This is a genomic window from Lachnospira pectinoschiza (assembly GCF_900103815.1).
GTDB lineage: Bacteria > Bacillota > Clostridia > Lachnospirales > Lachnospiraceae > Lachnospira > Lachnospira pectinoschiza_B.
The window spans coordinates 52,316-73,203 of record NZ_FNHZ01000009.1; the positions used below are offsets into that span (position 1 = coordinate 52,316).

The following is a 20,888-nucleotide window of genomic DNA, read 5'->3' on the forward strand; positions in this document are numbered from 1 at the left end:
TGCATAATTACCAAATTATAACATGTGATTATATAGAAAATAGCAATTTACAACAAAAAATCACATGTTATAATTTTAGTATGAACTGTAAACGTTTTCACATTTGCATATTTATTAAGTGGGGGCTTAACGTATGAAATGTAAGGCTTTCAGTTGAGACACATTGATTATTAGATTATTAATTTTGGAGGTTTTGAAATGAAATCATTTGATTATGTAATTAAAGACGAAGTAGGAATTCACGCTAGACCAGCAGGTCTTTTAGTAAAGGAAGCTAAGAACTATGATTCTAAGATCACAGTTTGCAAGGGTGATAAATCAGCAGAAGCAACAAAGCTTATGGCTTTAATGGCAATGGGTGTTAAGTGTGGCGATACTGTAACTGTTAATGTAGAAGGCGGAGATGAAGAAGCTACATTTGCTAGCATCAAGGACTTCTTTGAGAACAATCTATAATTTAAAGAATCGAGGTTAATTATGGATAAATTTACAGGTAAATCAGTATTTAAGGGCGTTGCAATGGGTAACGTAGTTGTATTGGATAAGAAAGATAAACCAGTAGTTCGTGAAAAGATTACTGATACAGATTCTGAAGTTGCAAGAGTAGATGTTGCTGTTGCAGAAGGAATTAAGCAGTTAGGAGCTTTATATGATAAGGCTTTAAAGGAAGTTGGTGAGGCTTCAGCAGCAATTTTTGAAGCTCATCAGATGATGATTGAAGATATGGATTATAACGATTCTATCAAGAATATCATTAGAACAGAGAATGTTAATGCAGAATTTGCTGTAGCTGTTGCAGGTGATAATTTTGCTGAGATGTTTGCAGCTATGGATGATGATTATATGAGAGCTAGAGCTGCAGATATTAGAGACGTTTCAAACCGTCTTATTAACATTTTACAGGGTAATGAAGTAGTTGACTTCTCATCTATGGAACCATCTGTAATTATTGCAGATGATTTAACTCCTAGTGAGACTGTTCAGATGGATAAGGAGAAGATTCTTGCCTTCGTAACAGTTCATGGTTCAACTAATTCACATACTGCAATCCTTGCTAGAATGATGAACATTCCTGCATTAGTATCAGTAGATATGGATTTATCTAAGATTAAGAATGGTACACTTGCTGTAGTTGATGGTATTAAGGGTGAAGTTACTTTTGATCCTTCAGCTGAGATGCAGTCTGAAGTTAAGAAGCAGATTAAGAAGCAGGAAGAACAGGCAGAACTCCTTAATCAGTTAAAGGGTAAGGAGAATGTAACTAAGAGCGGTAAGAAGATTAACATTTATGCTAATATCGGTGCTGTTAGTGATGTTGCACTTGTTCTTGAGAACGATGCTTCAGGTATCGGTTTATTTAGATCAGAATTCTTATACCTTGGTAGAGAAGATTACCCAAGTGAAGAAGAGCAGTTTAGAGCTTACAAGCAGGTAGCTCAGAACATGGCTGATAAGAAGGTTATTATCAGAACTCTCGACATTGGTGCTGATAAGAAGGTTGATTACTTTAACTTAGGTGAAGAGGACAACCCAGCTCTTGGTTATAGAGCTATTAGAATTTGCTTAAAGCAGCCAGATATCTTTAAGACACAGTTACGTGCCCTTTTAAGAGCTGCTGTTTATGGTAACATTTCTATTATGTATCCTATGATTATTTCAGTTGCTGAAGTAAGAAAGATTAAGGAAATTGTCAAGGAAGTAGCAGATGAGCTTACTTCTCTTGGTATTGAATATAGAATTCCAGAGCAGGGTATTATGATTGAAACTCCTGCATCTGTAATTATGAGTGAAGAGCTTGCTAAGGAAGTTGACTTCTTTAGTATTGGTACTAACGACTTAACACAGTACACACTTGCAATTGACCGTCAGAATGCGAACTTAGATGATTTCTATGATTCACATCATCCAGCTGTTTTAAGAATGATTAAGATGGCTACAGACAATGCTCACAAGGCAGGTATCTGGTGTGGTATTTGTGGTGAATTAGGAGCTGATACAGAGCTTACAGAAGAGTTTGTTAAGATGGGACTTGATGAGCTTTCAGTATCACCTTCAATGGTGCTTAAGTTAAGAAAGATAGTTAGAGAGATGGATTAATATGACGATTAATGAAATAGCTAAATTGGCTGGCGTATCTAACGCAGCTGTTTCTAGGTATTTTAATAATGGCTATGTCTCTGATGAAAAAAGAGAAGCAATAAGGAAAGTGGTTGAGGAGACGGGCTATGTCCCATCTCCCCAGGCACAAACTTTGCGAACTAAGAAGACAAAGCTAATTGGCGTTATAATTCCAAGACTTAATTCCACTGCAACTAACTTAGTTGTTAATGGCATATCGGATAGACTAGAAACTGAAGGCTATCAATTATTACTTGGAAACACCGGTGACGATGTATCTAAGGAACTAAAGTACCTTCAGGTTTTTAATGAGAATAGAGTGGATGGAGTTATATTGCTAAGTTCTATGGTAACTAATAAGCATAGACTTGCAATTGATAAATTGAAATGTCCTGTGGTTATAATTGGACAGAATGTAGAGGGCTGCAATTGCATTTATTATAATGACTACCAAGCAGTTTATATGGTGACTAATTTTCTAATTGAGAAGGCCTGTAAAAGAATTGTTTTTATTGGCTTTAATGATGCAGACATTTCCAATGGTAAGCAGAGAAGAAAGGGCTTTATAAAGGCCTTAAAGGATGCTCATTTGCCTTGTGAAGACAGTCAGATAAGTACTAGCGATATTAAGAAGCAATCTGGATATTTAATCATGGAGAGCTTGTATAGTAACTATCCGGATCTTGATGGTGTTGTCTGTGCCTCAGATAGAGTTGCTGTAGGTGCAATAAAGTATTTACAGGATAGAGGAAAGAGAGTTCCTGAAGACGTTAAGGTTGTAGGACACGACTATTCTGACTTTTCAATGGCTATTACGCCAACACTTACAACAGTTAAGTATCACTATGAAGAGGCTGGTGCTAAGGGTGCTGCTATGTTACTAAATTTAATTAGAGAGATACCTATTAGTGCTAACGAGGTAATGCTTGGCTACGAAATAATTGAGAATGATTCAACAAGATAGCAATGTAAAGGTTAAATATAGGCTGGCGAAAAGCAAAGGAGATTAGATGGCAGCAAATATTAAACAAGGTGATATTATTGAAGTAGCAGGAATTGATTTTGTTCCGCTAGTAATTAATAATAACGAGAATGCTAGGGATGCAAAGGTAATGGTGTGTCCTATAATTGATGAAGACAAGAACAATGACAAACATGTTTATGTTGAAGGTGAGAAGATAAAAGGATATGCTTGCTGTGATCAGGTAAGACGTATCAATCTACTGGCTAAACAATATAAAGCAATAGATCATATAAGCTATGAAGACATAGCAGAGATTACTAGAACAGTGAATAGTATGATGAAATTTTTCTAAGGATTAGTATAAAAACTAATCCTTTTTTTATGATTTTTTGTTATAAGGACTAAAAGGGGGTGGGTATTTTTGTTATATCTACCCCCTTTTACCCCCAAATTTAGATACAAAAAGGGGGTAATTTAAGAAACTATATTATTGGTATATAAATAACAAACCTAGATAAAATCTAGCTTTGTTCGATAGTTTGATAGTCAAATATTTCCACGTAAAAAACCCCCTTGACCGTCTAAATTCAGTAAATTATACTGTAAACAGTGTTAACGAACACTTTACTGCTGTAATACGAGTATCTAAGTGGGGTGGGATCCCTTAGAACTTAAGTAGATATATGTAGGGAGATAACACTGCTGGGGAACCTTCGGGATAAGTAGACGGGAGAAAGAAAGAATTCAAAACTAGAGCTGATTGGGATTTAAACTTTGGTTTCATGAATTCTAGAGTTTGGACTACGCCAAACTCATTGCGTCCTTGATGACGCAAGCCATTAGGGACAGAAATATAGTCGTAGTGTGAATGGAGGCACAATGCCGAAATTAACTAAAGAGGTTCGAGACTTAGTCGTGGCTAAAGCCAAACTCGAATTTCTAGAGAACGGTTTTGAGCACACTTCCATGCGTAACATTGCCAGCGACGTGGGAATTAGTGTCGCAGGGTTATACAAGCTCTTCACAAACAAAGAGGCGTTGTTTGACGAAGTGGTACAACCTGCAATGGATGAATTCAATAACTATTACGAGAGCGTGAAGAGAGATAGCATCAAAAGGATTGATGAGGATAATCTAGAGGCTATCTATGATACGAATAGTATTGAGAACGTGTTAAACATGTTATACGCAGATTTTGATGCTTTTAAACTTATTATCTATTGCTCAACGGGAACTAAATACGAGAATTTTCTTGATGACATTGTTGTGCGTGAATTAAAGGATGTTAATTCTTTTATTCAGATTGCCAAAGAGAAAAAAGTTCCTATTAATACCGTGAAGCCAGAATATATGCAGATCTTGATGCGTGCATATTATGGAGCCTTGTTTGAAGTTGTAAGAAGAGATTTTACAAGAAGTCAAGCAGAGCAATTTCTTCAAACATTAATTGACTTTTTTGAGCCAGGTTGGCGAGAAATTTTCAGGGTGTAACAAATAAAATAAACGTGAAAGAAAAGAGTCTGACTGGGGAGTCAGGCTCTTTTCTTTTTTGTAAATCAATGATATAATTTAAATACTACTAGTGTATAAATTTAATATTTGATGAGGTTGAATATGGGCGGTAATAATGAAAAGAAGACAGTAAGCGAATCGGATTTGATATTTGACAAGAAATGTAAGTGTGCCGCATGTAATGCTGATTTCACCTATAAGCAGGTAAGAACTGGAAAAGCAAGATTTATAGGCACAGATGATGATTTAAGACCTAGATATTCTAATATCGATACAGTTAAATACGATGTTATTATGTGTCCAGTATGTGGGTATTCTGCGGTTTCAAGAGAATTTGATATTGTATCAGATAGCCAGAGAATTCATTTAAACGAGGTAATTGGAAGTAAATTTGCAGGTGTTGATATGTCTAATAAGCCGTTTTATACATATGATGATGCTATTGTACGTTATAAGATGGCCTTACTAACAGCAATTAATAAACTACCTGCAAAGTTAAGTGAGTGCGCCTTTTTGTGCCTAAAGCTCTCTTGGTTATACGAGGGAAGACTAGAGCAGATTTTAGATGGTGGAGATAAAAATGAATTATCTGACGAAGATTTTAGTAAATATATTGTTTATGAGCAGGGCCTTTTACAGTACAGAGAAGAGGCCTATAAGGGCTTTTCAGAGGCCTTAATTAAGGAGTATCCACCACTTTGTGGTATGGATGAAGAATCCATTGAATTCCTTATTGGCGTCCTTGCCATGAATTGTGGGGATTATGACGAGGCCTTAAATTACCTATCAAAGGTAGTGGTTTCAAAGAAGGTAAATCCTAAGGTTAAGGAAAAGGCTAGAGACATGATGGATTTATGCAAGGAAAAGAAAATGGATGCTTTTTAAAAGCTAGGGAGTAAGCATACAGTCTTGACATACAAAGTTATCTAGGATAACATAATCTAGTATTAAAAACTACGTAACGTGTATATATATGTCTTGAAGGATAATGGTATTTGGAGGAGAGATTAATGGCTTATAAGATTGTAGTTGACAGTTGTTGTGACTTACCAGAGGAATACAGAAAAGACGAGCATTTCGCAGTAGTTCCTCTTACACTTGTTGTGGATGATGATGAAATAATTGATGATGAGACCTTTGATCAGTTAGACTTTTTAAGAAGAGTTAAAGAGTCTAAGAATGGTGCTCATTCAGCATGTCCATCACCACAAAGATATATTGATGAATTTGAGAATGTAACTGATACTGACATTTACGTCGTGACATTATCTTCTAAGTTAAGTGGAAGTTATAATGCGGCAGTACTTGCAGGTGAAATGTATAAAGAAGATGGCGGAACTAATAAGGTTCATGTTTTTGATTCTAGATCAGCCGCTGCAGGCGAGGTTTTAATTGCTTTTATGATTGAGAGAGCAGTTAAGGAAGGCTTAAGTTTTGAAGAGGTTGTTGAGAGAATTGAAAAGTTTAGAGCTGGAATGGGAACTTATTTCGTTCTTGAAACTCTTGAGGTTTTAAGAAAGAATGGCCGTCTATCAAACTTAAAAGCAGCTTTGGTATCTGCTCTTAACATCAAGCCAATTATGGCGGGTGACGATGGAAGCATCGTTAAACTAGGTCAGAGTAGGGGGATGGACAAAGCACTAGCGCATATGATTGATTATATCAAGGCAGACACAGTTGATTCAGCTAATAAGACCTTAGTTATAGCTCATTGTAATGCGCCAGCAAGAGCGTTAAAGCTCAAGGAGTTAATTGAGAAGGCAATGGAAATTAAAGAGGTTGTTATCGTGGATACAGCGGGAGTTAGCTCGCTATATGCCTATGATGGCGGCATTGTAGTAAGTGTATAGGTCTATACATTTTCTTATTGATAAATATTATCGTTAATTCTTTGTCAAATGTTCTTAGCTTTATTGTGTATACATTTTTTAGATGATAAAATGGTGTTGGTTATCGGTTAGTAATAACTAATTAAAAGAAAATTTGGAGGCAACTATAATGAATTATTTAGAAATTGAAAAAGTTGTAGGTAGAGAGATTCTTGATTCAAGAGGAAATCCAACAGTTGAAGCTGAGGTATATCTAGTAGATGGCACAATTGGACGCGGAACAGCTCCTTCAGGTGCATCAACAGGTGTTTTTGAAGCTCTTGAGTTAAGAGATGGTGATAAGTCTAGATATCTTGGAAAAGGTGTTACTAAGGCTGTAGAGAACATCAACACAATTATTAACGACGCATTAATCGGTTTAGATGCATCAGATACATATGCTGTAGATAAGGCTATGCTTGATGCTGATGGAACAGAGAATAAGGATAAGTTAGGTGCTAACGCAATTCTTGCTGTATCAATCGCAGCAGCTAGAGCAGCATCTATCTCACTTGATATTCCTCTATACAGATTCCTTGGTGGTGCTCAGGCAACAACACTTCCTGTACCTATGATGAACATCTTAAATGGTGGTGCTCATGCTACTAACACAGTAGATACACAGGAATTCATGATTATGCCTGTAGGTGCTCCTTCATTTAAGGAAGCTCTTAGATGGTGTGCAGAAGTATTCCATGCACTTGCTAAGATTTTAAAGGGCAAGGGTCTTGCTACATCAGTAGGTGATGAGGGTGGTTTCGCTCCTAACCTTTCATCTGATGAAGAGACAATTGAAACAATTCTTGAGGCTGTTAAGGCTGCTGGTTATGAACCAGGTAAGGACTTCATGATTGCTATGGATGCTGCTTCTTCTGAATGGAAGGATGAATCTAAGGGTGTTGGTTTCTATAAGCAGCCAAAGTCAGGTAAGACATTTACATCAGATGAGCTTATTGCTCACTGGGAGAGCTTAGTTGACAAGTATCCAATCATCTCAATTGAAGATGGTCTTGATGAAGAAGATTGGGAAGGCTGGAAGAGAATGACTGAAAAGCTTGGCAAGAAGGTTCAGTTAGTTGGTGATGATTTATTCGTTACTAATACTAAGAGACTTTCAAAGGGTATCGAAATGGGTGCTGCTAACTCAGTACTTATTAAGCTTAACCAGATTGGTTCAGTTTCAGAGACTCTTGAAGCTATTAAGATGGCTCACAAGGCTGGCTATACAGCAATTTCATCTCATAGATCAGGTGAAACAGCAGATACAACAATCGCTGATTTAGCTGTAGCTCTTAACACATGCCAGATTAAGACTGGTGCTCCTTCTAGATCAGAAAGAGTTGCTAAGTACAATCAGTTACTTCGTATTGAAGAAGAGCTTGGCTGTGCAGCTACATACCCAGGTATGAAGGCTTTCAACGTACAGAAGTAATTAAGCCTTAAGCAATTAATAGTTGACTATATGCTAATAACTAAATAAATCAATTTAAGGGTACTTCCTTTTGGGAGTGCCCTTTTTGTATCTATGCATAATTGTATATAAACTATCTTTGTGCTATAATTAACCTAGTTGAATTCGTGATTGTTTGATTAAATGAGGTTTATATATGGATTTTTATCCACAAAATTTAGAGAAAAAAGAAAAAATTATACATTATCTAATAGAGGCTTTTGCGGTTATATTTTCTGTAATTATATTCTGTGCTGATTTAAGGGAAAATATATTCTTCTTAAGCTATAATGGTATGGTTTATTATTTAGATTTTTTGCCGACTATGCTAATTTCCGGAATTCTAGGCTATGTACCTGCAATGATATATATTTTATTAATCTTTGGAGGACAGGTTATATTTGATTTACAGTTGGCGGCTAGAATATCGGTACATTTATTTTTGGTTATTATTATGTATATGATGGCGAGAAAATGGTGGTTCCGTTCCTATAAGACTATAACAATAGGTTTTATTATAGTTTCCCTTTATGTTTCTATAGGCAACGTGATAATACTTGCCTTGTGTGGTATAAATGCGTTACCAGTTTGTACAGCTTATAACTTGTTTAAATTTTATGTAGGCTCCTTATCTCAGGTAGTTTTCGCATTTGTAATAATTTATAATGTCCTAATTAATTTAGAGGATCGAAAGAAAAATTTATTCTCTGTGGGACATTTTTACACAGCTAATTATGTTGATAATGAAGAAGACCAGATCTTTGATATAAAGTCGGATTTACGAAGAAGAGTGGTGCTCTACATTATTGTTGAATTGATACTTATATCTTTGGTGGCAGGAGTTATTGGCTCCCTATCCCTTAGGGTTACAGACGTTGATAGTGATTACACAAGAGCCTATATTTTGCAGTATTCAAAGACGGGATATCTTTCCACCTCTGTTGGAATTGGTCATCTAGAATTTATCTTTAGAGTAACTAGTATTATTGCTTGCATGGTAATTCCGGTGGTATCCATTTTCATATATTCCATTCAGACCTCAGTGCTTTTTCCAATCAGGCACATGACCAATTACCTAAAGAAATTTGGTATGGCAAATTCTGATGAGGAAAGAGTAAGAATTGTTAAGGAATATGTTAAGCTGCAACCTAAGAGAAAAGGGGATATGCTGATTCTTTATAACAATCTAAACAATGTAATGCAAGACGTTATGGATTATATTGATAAGATTAATAAAGAGCAGGAATTAAAGACGGAGCTTGAGATTGCAAAGCAGGCTAATGAGGCAAAGAATAACTTCCTATCAAGCATTTCTCATGAAATTAGAACCCCGATAAATGCAGTGCTTGGCATGGATGAGTTAATTATTCGAGAGACTAGTGAACGCAATATAAAGCAATATGCTTATAACATAAAAAATGCAGGAAATACCTTACTTTCACTTATTAGTGACGTTTTGGATTTCTCTAAAATTGAAGCTGGAAAAATGGAAATCATAAACATTGAATATGATTTAAGTTCTACTATAAATGACCTAGTGGTAATGATTGATACTAGGGCCAAGGACAAGGGTTTAGCTTTTAACGTATTTGTAGACCCTTACCTTCCAAAAATCCTCTACGGGGACGAATTGAGGCTTAAACAGTGTGTTTTGAATTTACTTACTAACGCAGTTAAGTATACGCCAGAAGGTTCAGTTACCCTAAGGGTTGGCTTTGATGACATAGCAAACGACCAGATAAGGCTTAAAATCTGGGTTGAGGATACGGGCATGGGAATTGCCAAGGAAGATATGGACAAGTTCTTTAGCCCATTTGAAAGACTAGATATGAAGCGCAACAGAACCACAGAAGGCACAGGCCTTGGAATGAGTATTGTAACAAAGCTTCTAGAGATGATGGGAGCTAATTTAAAGGTCTATAGTAAAGTTGGAGTAGGTTCTAGATTTTTAATAGAAATCAATCAGAAAATTATTCGCAGAGAGGTTATGGGTAATTTCGTGGAATCATATATTAAAGCACAGGATGGAAGTCAGGAGTATTCAGAAAGCTTTAAGACAGATAATGTAAGAATACTCGTGGTTGATGATACAGAGATGAATTTAATAGTAATTAAGGGCTTGCTCAAAAATACCGGAGTTAAGATAGACACAGCTCTAAGCGGTGTTGAAGCTCTGGGCCTTATAAAGACTATAAGGTATGATGTCATTTTCATAGATCATAGAATGCCAAATATGAGCGGCATTGAGCTCTTGCATCTCATGAATGAATCTGAGGAGAATAAAAATGTAGGCGTGCCCGTTATTGCCCTTACTGCCAACGTGGTTTCCGGCGCTAGGGACATGTATCTAAAGGAGGGCTTTACAGACTATATGTCAAAGCCAGTGGATGGGGCAAGGCTTGAAGATATGATTGTTAGGCTTGTGCCAGAGGAGAAGATTAACCTTCTTAAGCCTATGGAAAATGTATCTAATAGTGAAAAGGAAAAGCCTAGCGAAAGCGCAGCTTCTAGCTCAAATATTACTATTGGAACGAATCATTACGGCGGCACAGCAGTTAAGAGTCAGGGCGCTAAATTAAACGCAGAGGAGCGTTTTAATAAGGATGTGGAAGGCATCGATTTTGATATGGCGGTGCAAAACTGTGGCGGCGAGGATGTGCTTGAAGAGGTTTTGGAGAATTTCTTAATTAACATTGATTCAAAGCATGACATGATTGAGAAATACTACAAAGAAGGGGATATTAGAAATTACACAATTCAGGTGCATTCAATTAAGAGTTCTGCAAGACTTATAGGTGCTATGGATATTTCCCGTAGGGCTGCAAGCCTCGAGCAGAATGGTATGGATGAAAATGTTGACGAGATCAATAGTTTAACACCAAAGTTTTTAGAGGATCTCCTAACATATAAGGACAAAATTAACACTGTTTTGAGAAAGGATGGGGCTAGTAAGGTTTATAAGCCAGAGATTGAAATTAACATGTTAAAGGATGCCTTTAGAAGTCTAGAGGAGCTTGTGGCAGCCTTTGATTTTGATGGAGCGGATTCTATTATGGATATGCTTGATGAATACTCAGTTCCAGCAGAATATGAGGAGGTTTATGACAAGTTAATTCAGCTTATGGCGGCAGTAGATATTGATGGATTAACAGCACTTTTAAAGGAAGTTAATGCAGATAATTAAAAATCATCTAACTAAATTTTAATTACTAAAAATATTAATTGTTGCAAATAAAAAGATTTCTAGTAAAATATAACATTATGGACAAAATTAACTAAGTGAGGTCGAATATGGACAAGAAAGTTCTGTTATTAGGCGATAGCAATTCTTTTATGGTGGGTGCAATTGAAAAGGAGTTAATTAAGGCCCGTTTTAAGGTAACAAGGGCTGAGATTGACGAAGAATCAATTAAGGCTGTTGGTCAATTACCGGAATTGTTTATTATGTATCTAGAGCGCGAATTTGCTTTAAATGATGAGAATTTAATATATATTAATAACCTTTTAAAGGATGATATGGATAGATTATTATACCTTGTTGGTAGTGATAAGGAGGTTAATTCTCTAAAGCCTGCAATTGAGGATGATCTCATATCTGGTATCTTTAAAAGACCGATTAATATTAAGAACTTAACCGTTGTTTTAGAAGAAGTAATGGATAAGCGTTCTAAGATTGAGGAGAAAAAAAGAATATTGGTTTGCGATGATGATGGAACTATGCTAAGAACTATGAAATCATGGCTAAATGAGAAGTATCAGGTATTTATGGTAAATTCTGGTATGAGTGCAATTACCTTCCTTGCAACCAATAAAGTAGATTTGATTTTATTAGACTATGAAATGCCAGTCATTACAGGGGCTAAGGTTTATGAGATGATAAAAAGTGAGAAAGATACAGCTAATATCCCAGTTATGTTTTTAACTGCAAAGTCAGATAAGGACAGTGTTATGGAGGTTTTATCTCTTAATCCAAAGCCAGAGGCTTATTTGCTTAAGTCTCAGTCAAAAGAGGTAGTTTTATCAAGTATTAATGACTTCTTTGAAAAGCAAAGAAAAGAGAAATTTAATGAGCTTGGAAAGAATTTAAGAACATAATAAGATAATAATAAAGGCAATTTGTGGAACTCTAAGAATCTAGAGTGAATCCATAAATTGCCTTTTTATTATTATTTATAAACAAATTCATTTACTTTGAACGCAGTGTAAGCAATCCCCCGCTTCAAAAGCGTAAGCTTTAAGCGGGGGATTGCTTACTAGTGTCAGAAGGGGTTAAAGCCCCTTCTGACAGGTGGCACAAAATGCCACTGCGTTCATGAGGAAGTAGCGAAGCGGATTCCGAATGTCCGCTTTACGAAGCATCAGCAGGAGCAGGTCCTTGTCTGAATGCCCCCTCATTGTTTTCATTAGGAGCTTCCCCGTTTCCATTAGAATTCATACCCTCTGGAGAAACGCCCTCTGGAGCTATGCCGTCTGGTGCAACGCCGTCGTTAGCTTCACCATTTTCATTAGGAGCGCCATTAGGGGCACCATCAGTAGCTTCTCCCTTTGAGCCCTCATTAGGGGCATCGGCTGGTCTTTCGCCATTAGGAGCCTCGTCATTTTCTGCTGGAGAATTATCGTTTGCTGGCACATTTTCATTATTCTGATCATTAGTTTCAGGCTTTGTTAAGCTCTCTACCTGTGTTTCTAGCTTTTCTTGAAGCTTTCTTGATTTCTTAGAACTATTTAAGTCAGTGCTAATGGAAATGTCGCTAGAATCTTCACTTAAATGGCCGTTTTCCTCTAACTTTTCAATGGTTTCAGATAAGGCATCCTCAATGCTTTTATTGGTTAAACTAGAACTATCAATTTCCTCTAGAATCGTCTCGTCTTCTTCGTTACTAGCCTTTACTCCGATTACATAATTAAAGCGGTTTATGGTGTATTCAATGCCGGAATCCGCTGCAAGGGTAACAGTGCCGTAAGGGGTGTAGTAAAGCCCTGCAAAAGCACCAATAGAGAGAATAAGAGCAGCTGCAATAGAGGCTACAATTATTTTTGTTTTCTTTGAGAAAGAGATAATATTTTCCTTATCAGAAAGAACTGTGAAATTCTCAGTTTCAAGCTCCTGGCCAAGTCTTTGATTTTCGTTTTTAAGTCTTATAAAGGTGCCATCATCTGTTAAACAGGCAATGTCTTTCTTTCTGATTTCCATAACAACAGCTTTCATCTTATTCCTCCTTTCTTACAAATTTTAAGTAGGCCGCTAGTAACGGATAGTCCTTAGATAGGATTAAAACCGCCATAATGATGTATTTCCGGTATCTATCAAGGATTTTTTTAGAGAGGTCGTGCTCCTTTGAAAGTGCCTTAATGGGCAGCTTCTTCTTGGCCTCTAATTCCTCTAAATAGGCCTTATTATTTAAAATGCATCTAATTGCCTCTGCACAGATTTCCTTCGTTTTATCCTGCTTTGGCGAGGCTTTAGTAAGGTCGTAAAAGCTAAAGCCGTATTCTTTTAGCATTTCATTTGCCCCTTCGATTTCGTCTTTTAGTAAAAGTTCCTTTGAAAGATTGGATTCCTTTTCTAGGCTGGCCTTTGAGATTTCTTTGTGTAGGCTTAAATCCTCCTCTGATTGTTGGCCACCGTTCATTATATTTGGCGAAATGGAAAGTTCATTTTCATGCTTCTTATTTTGTCTGTAATAATCGATTAGAGCCCTTTTTACTAGCATCATGGCAAAGGGTAGGAAGTCTCCTTTATCCTCTGAATATGAATCAATGGCCTTTGAAAATGCAACAAGTGCGATGGACCATTCATCCTCCTCTTTAGTTACATATTTATGGGAGGAGGAAGAGGCAGTGCGTAAAATAGCCTGTTCATATTTTGCTATAAAGTCACTTCTTTTTTGCTCATCCTTTGCAGCTAAAAGAGCCTCTTTATTTGTGTTTTCTGACATGTTACTCTCCATGTGATTATATAGTTTTAACCTTTATAGTTACCTGTATTTTATCACATGGAGGTAGACATATCAAATTATTAGTAAATATCTGTCCTCTTATTAGATTAGTTAGACCAAGCAACACCATTTACATAAAGTGTGTGGCCGTTTAAGTTAATGCCTGATGTGTCGCCTGAAAGGCTAGTAATATAGCTATCTCCAGTTAATGTCCAAGTTGAAGAGTTAGTCATATTAAGGGCTACAGAAGAAGAGCTGTCAGTGGTAATAACACCAGTAATGTCCTGATTACTAAGGTTTAGAGTTACTTTACCACCGTTGCTACCTGAACTTCCCCAAGCATCTGCAGAAGCATCAAGGAATACGTCGCTATCTGAAGCATAATTAAAGCTTACATTTGAAAGAGTGATAGTTGCAGTAGTGTTAGTAACATGGAACATACAGCCTGTATTTGCTGTCATTGTACCCCCTGACATTGTAAAGCTTGAAGTACCATCTGAGGCATCACCTGACATTGACTGGTAAATAAGTACGTTAGTCTTTGTTGTAGACTGTCCATTAAGAGTTGAGTTATTACCTGAAATAGTTACATTTGAAAGGTTAACAGAGTTGCCACCTTCAATTACTACAGCCTCTGATTTAGTTGCCTTAAGAGTTGCACTAGCTACTGAAATATTAGCTGTTGAGTAAATAGCTGGTGAACCAACACCAGTTGATGTATAAGTTCCTTGCTTTACAGTAACTGTTCCGCCACCTCTATCAGAACGAATAGCTGCTGAGCTGTTACCTGAAGTATTAACTGTAAGGTTAGTAGCATTAAGAGTGCCGCCGCCAGTTGTCATAATACCTCCAGAATTTGATCCTGAAGTTGTAATAGTAGAGTCGCTAATATTTACTGTAGTGCCTGAACCATAGCAAAATACGCCGTTGGCATGTGTACCATTAGTTGTAATAGTAGCATTTGCAAGTGTAAGGCAAGCGCTGTTAGTTGCTAATATACCGGCGTTAATTCCGTAGAAATCTGCATCATCACCGGAAGAAGATCCAGTCTTATTAACAGTGATATTGCTAAGGGTAATGCTTGAACCGCTGACTAAGATAGCATTTTCATCAGCATTAGTAGAACTATAGCTAGTGCCTGAAGCATCTGCTGTTAATGTATTAGCAGCTGTTCCGCTTGTTGAACCCGAGCTTGATTGGCCACCCATTTCACCAGGGGCACCACCCATTTCACCAGGAGCGCCACCCATACCGTCAGGAGCGCCACCCATACCGTCAGGAGCGCCACCCATACCGTCAGGAGCACCACCCATACCGTTAGAGCCTTGTGCGTTTGAAGTGCTTCCGCTAGCATCGCTAGTACCTTCACTTGGAGCTTCTCCATTAAGAGTTGAAGTGATTTGCTCAGGGCTAATGCCGTTTGTCATAGCAATTTGAGTTTCACTATCCTCAATATGTAAAATCACCTTAATCTGCTGAATGAGGTTTTTAATAATCTGGTATAGAGAAAATTTTTCGCTATTTGAAAGTGTAACTTCTTCCGTAACTTCAGTGCTGCTTTCAGTTGCTGTCTCTGTCTCTGTACTAGTTTCGCTATCTTCACTGCTTGTATCTGTGCTAGTAGAAGCACTTGAACTAGAAGAGCTAGAGGAACTAGAACTACTAGAGCTTGAAGATTGGCTAAAGTTAGGAGCCTCGCCAGCTGGCATATCACTTGGAGCTTCCCCGCTTGGAGCTCCTTCCGGTGCTTCCCCGTTTGGAGCTGCCCCAAAAGAATCCGGCGCCTCCCCGTTTGGCGCATTTCCCATCATCTCCATTCCAGAACCCATTCCCCCGCCCATATCAGAGGGTGGTTCAGCTTTTACAGTTACCGTATTTAGGCATAAGTAAAGGCTTGAAATAAGAACTGTAAAAACAGTTAAAATCGAAAAAAACTTTAAAAACGATTTCTTCATAATTAGTTACCTCCTGAGTTTATTTTTATCCTATATTAATTAATACGAAAGTAACTAAATAAAAAGTGGGGTCGAAATGGAAAATTTTACAAAAAAATACAGAGAATACATTTTCATAAAAAATGCATTCTCCGTATTTAAAAGGAAATTAAAATGAAAAAAATAGTATGTATTCTTATTACAACTCATCTATAATTAATTAGTTTAACAACCTAGTACTGAATCAGTCGTTAATCATTAATCACCTAAACCTGAATTGATTATTTCAACGGCTGCAGCCATTGCTTCTTCTTCATCTGGTCCACTTACCTCTAATGTAAATTCTGAACCATACTTTAAGCAAGCACTCATTAGAGCCATAACGCTTTTAGCATTGTAAGTGTTGTTATTAAAATGAATAGTAACTGTACTTGCAAATGGAGTCATCTTCTGACTTAAAACGCTTGCTGGTCTCATGTGCATTCCCTGTTCGTTAACGATTTTTAGTGTCTGTGATACCATAGTCAAATCCTCCTAGTTTATATATCTAATTGCTAGTTATTTCCTTGTTTTCTTGAGAATATTATAACAAATTTATTGCATTATGTTAAGTAATTTATTTACTTAGCAACATTTTTCTTAAGAATTCCAAGTAGAGCACAACCAACAACTGCACCAATGAGTAAGGCTACAAGGTACATAGGCCAATTACCTACTACAGGGAATACGAAGATTCCACCGTGAGGAGCCATAAGAGTACACTTAAATGCCATTGAAAGAGCACCGGCTACTGCTGAACCCACGATACAAGATGGGATTACACGAAGTGGATCTGCAGCTGCGTAAGGAATAGCACCTTCTGTAATAAAGCAAAGACCCATGATGTAGTTAACAGGACCGTTCTTTCTTTCTGTATCTGTAAACTTGTTCTTGAAAATTGTTGTAGCAAGAGCGATTGCGATTGGAGGAACCATACCACCAATCATAACTGCAGCCATAACATCGTAGTTACCATTTGAAATAGCAGCTAAACCGAAAGCATAAGAAGCCTTGTTGAATGGGCCGCCCATATCAATAGCCATCATGCCGGCTACAATCATACCAAGAATAATGCTACTAGCACCGCTAAGTGAGCTTAAACCATCTGAGATACCGTTGTTAATAATAGCAACGAGTGGGTTGAAAGCACACATAACAACTGCAATAAGTAAAGTACCAATCAATGGATAGATAAGTACTGGTTTAATACCATCAACTGCCTTTGGTAGGTAATCACAAATCTTCTCTAAGCAAAGAACAATGTAACCACCAACAAAACCTGCAAGTAATGCACCAAGGAAACCTGCAACAGCCTTTGAATCACCGCCAGGTGCTGCAAATGTTGCACCAACAGATGCCATATAACCACCGACGAAACCAACTACAAGACCCGGTCTATCAGCAATACTCATTGCGATATAACCTGCAAGAATTGGGAGCATGAATGAAAATGCGAAACCACCGACATTCTTAAACCATGCCGCAACAGGTGTGTTAGTACCAAAGTTTGATGGATCAATTGAGTAATCATCAAGTAAGAAGGCAATAGCAATTAAAATACCACCACCAACTACGAATGGAAGCATATGAGATACACCATTCATAAGATGTCTATATACTGAACTTCCTGACTTTGATGAACTTGAAGAGCTTGCGCCACCCTTATGAGTATAAACGCTTGCTTCACCAGAAATAGCCTTATTAATAAGTTCTTCAGGCTTATGAATTCCATCTGAAACAGGAACTTTAATGACTTTCTTGCCATCAAATCTTGCCATTTCAACATTTCTATCAGCAGCGATAATAATGCAATCAGCAGCTGCAATTTCTGCGTCTGTTAATACATTTTTAGCACCACCAGATCCATCTGTCTCAACCTTAATTGATACCCCCATATCTTTAGCCTTTAATTCAAGGGCTTCAGCAGCCATATAAGTATGAGCAATACCTGTAGGGCAAGCTGTTACGGCTAAAACCTGATAAGATGAATTTGTTGCTGGCTTTGGAGTTTCTGTCACAGCCTCAGGGAACTTTTCAGCTTCCTTCTTATCAATGGCCTTTAAGAATTCGTCTGTTGTCTTAGCTTCTACTAAAGCCTTGTCAAATTCTGGGTCCATTAACATTGTCATTAGTCGTGATAGAACTTCAAGATGTGTGTCTGCAGCTGTGTCTGGAGCTGCAATCATGAAAAGTAAATTAGATGGCTGACCATCTAGAGCTTCGTAGTCAACGCCAGAAGGAGCTGTAATAGCTACAAGTCCGACCTTCTTTACTGCGCTTGACTTACCATGAGGAATAGCAATTCCCTGGCCTACAGCTGTTGAACCCTTAGCTTCACGAGCTTTAATAGCTTCTGTAAATGCTGCAGGGTCGCTTAGATTACCTACAGAGTCGTGCAATGCAACTAACTGTGCGATTGCATCTTCTTTGTCCTTTAGACCAACACCAAGGCGTATGCCTTTTGGGTCTAGTAAATCAGTTACTCTCATATAAAAACCTCCAATCTATACGCGCTAAATATCTGTTTAACAGATAAAGTCGCCATCAACAATTTTTTGGCGCTGGATATCAATAGTTTTCTTATCAGCAAGGCCTGGTAGAACGGCAGTAGCTGAACCTGCAGCTGAGCCAAGAGCTAAAGCCTCGTAATAATCCTTTGTCTTTAGATATCCCGCAAGGAAACCTGCCACCATTGAATCACCGGAACCAACAGTGTTTACAGCCTTTCCTGATGGAGCACCCATTTGAATAGGTTCTCCTGTTTCTGGTATTAGTAAAGCCCCACGCTTTCCTAATGACACCAATACATTAATTGCCCCGCGGTCTTGTAAAATACGACCATATTTAATTATGTCTTCATCTGTTTCGATGTTGACATTAAATAATTCACCTAATTCAGCCTGATTAGGCTTAACAAGGAATGGCTTATAAGGTAAAACCTTCATAAGTAAATCCTTAGTTGCATCTACAACTTTAATAACATCTTTTCCCTCAAGGGATTTTAAGATCTTCTCGTAGATGTCGCTTGGAAGTGTCTTTGGGATACTTCCTGCTAAAATGATGCAATCACCGTCTTTTATTGCATCGATTTTCTTAAATAATGCATCAATTGAGGCCTGGTCAATATCGGGACCCTGTGCATTAATTTCTGTTTCTTTGCTAGCTTTAAGCTTAACATTGATTCTTGAGATTCCCTTAGGAAGCTTAATGAAATCAGTTGTTACCCCCATTTTGGCAACGCCTTCATTAATAGCATCTCCAGTAAATCCAGCAATAAATCCAAGAGAAACATTAGAGATTCCAAGTTCGTTTAAAACAACAGAAACATTGATTCCCTTACCGCCGTAATAGAGTTCTTCGCTCTGGCTTCTATTGGTCTCGCCAATATCTAAATCGCCATTCATTCTCATTACGTAATCAAGAGCCGGGTTAAAAGTAATTGTGTAAACCACCTTAAATCCTCCTTTCTAAAGAATTTATTTTGCCAAAATCTCCCATAATTAAGCGAAACTAAATTAGTTCTTTTTTAACTCTTTTATTACGGTAAGATTTTTAAAATACTTAAAAGTTTCAGGAATATAGTCAGTAACAATACTTGTTCCATTTAAATTTGAAAAACTAATAGTTGATAGTAAGCCAAACTTTGTATGATCCACTAAAACATAAGAAGTATATGAACGCTCAATTGCCTTAGTCTTTATGAGTGCCTCATCTACGTCTGGTGTTGTAAAACCAGCTTCTTTAGTAATTCCGTTAGCTCCAAGGAAGGCCTTAGTAAAGTTGTACTTATAAATACTATCAATACATTCAGGACCTACAATAGCCTCTGTCTCAGGTCTTATGCGACCTCCGACGATATAAACCTTGTAACCCTTAGAGGCTAATTTAGCGGCATGTACAATACCGTTTGTAACAAATGTAGCCTTACTACCCTTTAGATAATCTATTAATTTTAAAGTTGTTGTTCCTGAATCTATAAATACTAAATCTTCATCGTGAATAAGAGATGCTGCATACTTAGCAATAATATCCTTCTCTTCGATATTAATCTTTGCTCTTTCTGGAACATTAAACTCCTTAACGCGAGTTGGTTCTTGAATAGCAGTAGCACCACCAAAGACCTTTATTAAGAGACCTTTCTTATCAAGTGCATTAAGGTCACGACGGACTGTTGCCTCTGAAACTCCTAATAATTCTACTAGTTGTGCAACAGTTACAGTGTTCTTATCATTTACAGTTTTAACTATGATGTCATGTCTTTCTTTGGTTAGCATAAAAGCTCCTTTCTTTAAAATGTAGATTCATCTAAAATGGACTATGTTATATTAATAACATATCATGTTATTAGTATAATGTCAATCAAAATCAATCAAAATCGAAAAAATTAACAAATTATCTCTGATTATTTTTGACGATTTCAAAATAAAAAAAGGACCACTAAAGTGGTCCTTATAAATCAATTAGATTTTAGTATCGAAGGAACTTCCAGAACTTCCAAGCTCGGCCATAACTTCTGCAAACGAGCTCTGATCTGTGGTAGGATCTTCCTTGGTCACCGTTTCAATACTAGCAGTCTTGGTGGATTTGCTAATACTGTCATTTCGATTAACATAGTTATTACTTGAAAGAAAATTCCTAGGATAGTCAAGATAGTTTCTAAAATCGCTCATGTTGACATCCCCTTTTTAAGAACAAAACTTAATTATCATCTCTTCCGTTATAGTATAATTATACTCTTGTATCGGCAGAAATACAATAGAAACTACAGATTAAATATAGTTTCTTGGATTATTTACATAATTATTGTGCATTTTGGCCTAAGATAGATTTTCATAATTATAAAAATGTAAAATCTGCACGTTAATGGATAAAAAGATGTAAATTTATTCTTTTTAAAGATTAAACATTATGATAATATAAATTTTGTAAAGCAAAAGACAAAAATTTAATGAACGCAGTGTAAGCAATTCCCCGCTTCAAAAGCGTAAGCTTTAAGCGGGGGTATAAAGCTTACTAGTGTCAGAAGGGGTTAAAGCCCCTTCTGACAGGTGGCACAAAGTGCCA

Annotated in this window: 18 protein-coding genes; 10 read left to right on the forward strand and 8 right to left on the reverse strand. The window is 37.1% G+C overall.

All coding sequences use genetic code 11. From position 1 onward, the window contains the following. Positions 1 to 198: 198 nt before the first annotated feature. From BLQ66_RS11145 to BLQ66_RS11190, 10 genes are all read left to right on the forward strand, one after another. Positions 199 to 456, forward strand: a complete 258-nt coding sequence (locus tag BLQ66_RS11145) for an HPr family phosphocarrier protein (RefSeq protein ID WP_027431280.1) — start codon at positions 199 to 201, stop codon at positions 454 to 456. Between the two features lie 21 nt (positions 457 to 477). Then, positions 478 to 2,097 carry a phosphoenolpyruvate--protein phosphotransferase gene (ptsP, locus tag BLQ66_RS11150; protein WP_074522218.1) on the forward strand — a complete coding sequence of 540 codons (1,620 nt, stop codon included), beginning with the start codon at positions 478 to 480 and terminating at the stop codon, positions 2,095 to 2,097. Between the two features lies 1 nt (position 2,098). Further along, complete coding sequence (locus BLQ66_RS11155; RefSeq protein WP_027431278.1) at positions 2,099 to 3,082, forward strand: LacI family DNA-binding transcriptional regulator; 984 nt, start codon at positions 2,099 to 2,101, stop codon at positions 3,080 to 3,082. Between the two features lie 46 nt (positions 3,083 to 3,128). Then, positions 3,129 to 3,434: a type II toxin-antitoxin system PemK/MazF family toxin gene (locus tag BLQ66_RS11160; RefSeq protein WP_074522219.1), complete on the forward strand. Its 306-nt coding sequence runs from the start codon at positions 3,129 to 3,131 to the stop codon at positions 3,432 to 3,434. A gap of 527 nt (positions 3,435 to 3,961) precedes the next feature. Beyond that, positions 3,962 to 4,573, forward strand: coding sequence for a TetR/AcrR family transcriptional regulator (locus BLQ66_RS11165; protein WP_074522220.1), 612 nt, complete (start codon positions 3,962 to 3,964; stop codon positions 4,571 to 4,573). A gap of 123 nt (positions 4,574 to 4,696) precedes the next feature. Beyond that, positions 4,697 to 5,479 (forward strand): DUF2225 domain-containing protein, encoded by a 783-nt coding sequence (locus BLQ66_RS11170; protein ID WP_074522221.1) that lies wholly within the window; start codon positions 4,697 to 4,699, stop codon positions 5,477 to 5,479. A 125-nt stretch (positions 5,480 to 5,604) separates the two neighbouring features. After that, positions 5,605 to 6,444, forward strand: coding sequence for a DegV family protein (locus BLQ66_RS11175; RefSeq protein ID WP_027431275.1), 840 nt, complete (start codon positions 5,605 to 5,607; stop codon positions 6,442 to 6,444). 148 nt (positions 6,445 to 6,592) lie between these two features. Then, the gene (eno, locus tag BLQ66_RS11180) at positions 6,593 to 7,894 is read left to right on the forward strand and encodes a phosphopyruvate hydratase (RefSeq protein ID WP_027431274.1); all 1,302 of its coding nucleotides are present in this window, start codon (positions 6,593 to 6,595) and stop codon (positions 7,892 to 7,894) included. Positions 7,895 to 8,069: 175 nt separating this feature from the next. Next, positions 8,070 to 11,096: a hybrid sensor histidine kinase/response regulator gene (locus BLQ66_RS11185; protein WP_074522222.1), complete on the forward strand. Its 3,027-nt coding sequence runs from the start codon at positions 8,070 to 8,072 to the stop codon at positions 11,094 to 11,096. A gap of 107 nt (positions 11,097 to 11,203) precedes the next feature. After that, positions 11,204 to 12,007 carry a response regulator gene (locus BLQ66_RS11190; RefSeq protein ID WP_074522223.1) on the forward strand — a complete coding sequence of 268 codons (804 nt, stop codon included), beginning with the start codon at positions 11,204 to 11,206 and terminating at the stop codon, positions 12,005 to 12,007. A gap of 253 nt (positions 12,008 to 12,260) precedes the next feature. Here the strand turns inward: BLQ66_RS11190 and BLQ66_RS11195 are convergent, their stop codons facing one another. The 8 genes from BLQ66_RS11195 to BLQ66_RS11230 form a co-directional block, all read right to left on the reverse strand. Then, positions 12,261 to 13,121 carry an anti-sigma-I factor RsgI family protein gene (locus BLQ66_RS11195; RefSeq protein WP_074522224.1) on the reverse strand — a complete coding sequence of 287 codons (861 nt, stop codon included), beginning with the start codon at positions 13,119 to 13,121 and terminating at the stop codon, positions 12,261 to 12,263. A 1-nt stretch (position 13,122) separates the two neighbouring features. Then, the gene (locus BLQ66_RS11200) at positions 13,123 to 13,851 is read right to left on the reverse strand and encodes a sigma factor (protein ID WP_074522225.1); all 729 of its coding nucleotides are present in this window, start codon (positions 13,849 to 13,851) and stop codon (positions 13,123 to 13,125) included. A gap of 107 nt (positions 13,852 to 13,958) precedes the next feature. Beyond that, the gene (locus tag BLQ66_RS12175; RefSeq protein WP_143453010.1) at positions 13,959 to 15,806 is read right to left on the reverse strand and encodes an autotransporter outer membrane beta-barrel domain-containing protein; all 1,848 of its coding nucleotides are present in this window, start codon (positions 15,804 to 15,806) and stop codon (positions 13,959 to 13,961) included. Between the two features lie 237 nt (positions 15,807 to 16,043). Further along, positions 16,044 to 16,307 carry an HPr family phosphocarrier protein gene (locus BLQ66_RS11210; protein ID WP_027431272.1) on the reverse strand — a complete coding sequence of 88 codons (264 nt, stop codon included), beginning with the start codon at positions 16,305 to 16,307 and terminating at the stop codon, positions 16,044 to 16,046. Positions 16,308 to 16,405: 98 nt separating this feature from the next. Beyond that, positions 16,406 to 18,313: a PTS fructose transporter subunit IIABC gene (locus tag BLQ66_RS11215; RefSeq protein WP_074522226.1), complete on the reverse strand. Its 1,908-nt coding sequence runs from the start codon at positions 18,311 to 18,313 to the stop codon at positions 16,406 to 16,408. A gap of 36 nt (positions 18,314 to 18,349) precedes the next feature. Next, positions 18,350 to 19,276 carry a 1-phosphofructokinase gene (gene pfkB / locus BLQ66_RS11220; protein WP_074522227.1) on the reverse strand — a complete coding sequence of 309 codons (927 nt, stop codon included), beginning with the start codon at positions 19,274 to 19,276 and terminating at the stop codon, positions 18,350 to 18,352. Between the two features lie 63 nt (positions 19,277 to 19,339). Next, on the reverse strand, positions 19,340 to 20,098 hold the full coding sequence (locus BLQ66_RS11225; RefSeq protein ID WP_027431269.1) for a DeoR/GlpR family DNA-binding transcription regulator: 759 nt from the start codon (positions 20,096 to 20,098) through the stop codon (positions 19,340 to 19,342). A 186-nt stretch (positions 20,099 to 20,284) separates the two neighbouring features. Continuing rightward, positions 20,285 to 20,494 (reverse strand): hypothetical protein, encoded by a 210-nt coding sequence (locus BLQ66_RS11230; protein WP_074522228.1) that lies wholly within the window; start codon positions 20,492 to 20,494, stop codon positions 20,285 to 20,287. Positions 20,495 to 20,888: the final 394 nt, after the last annotated feature.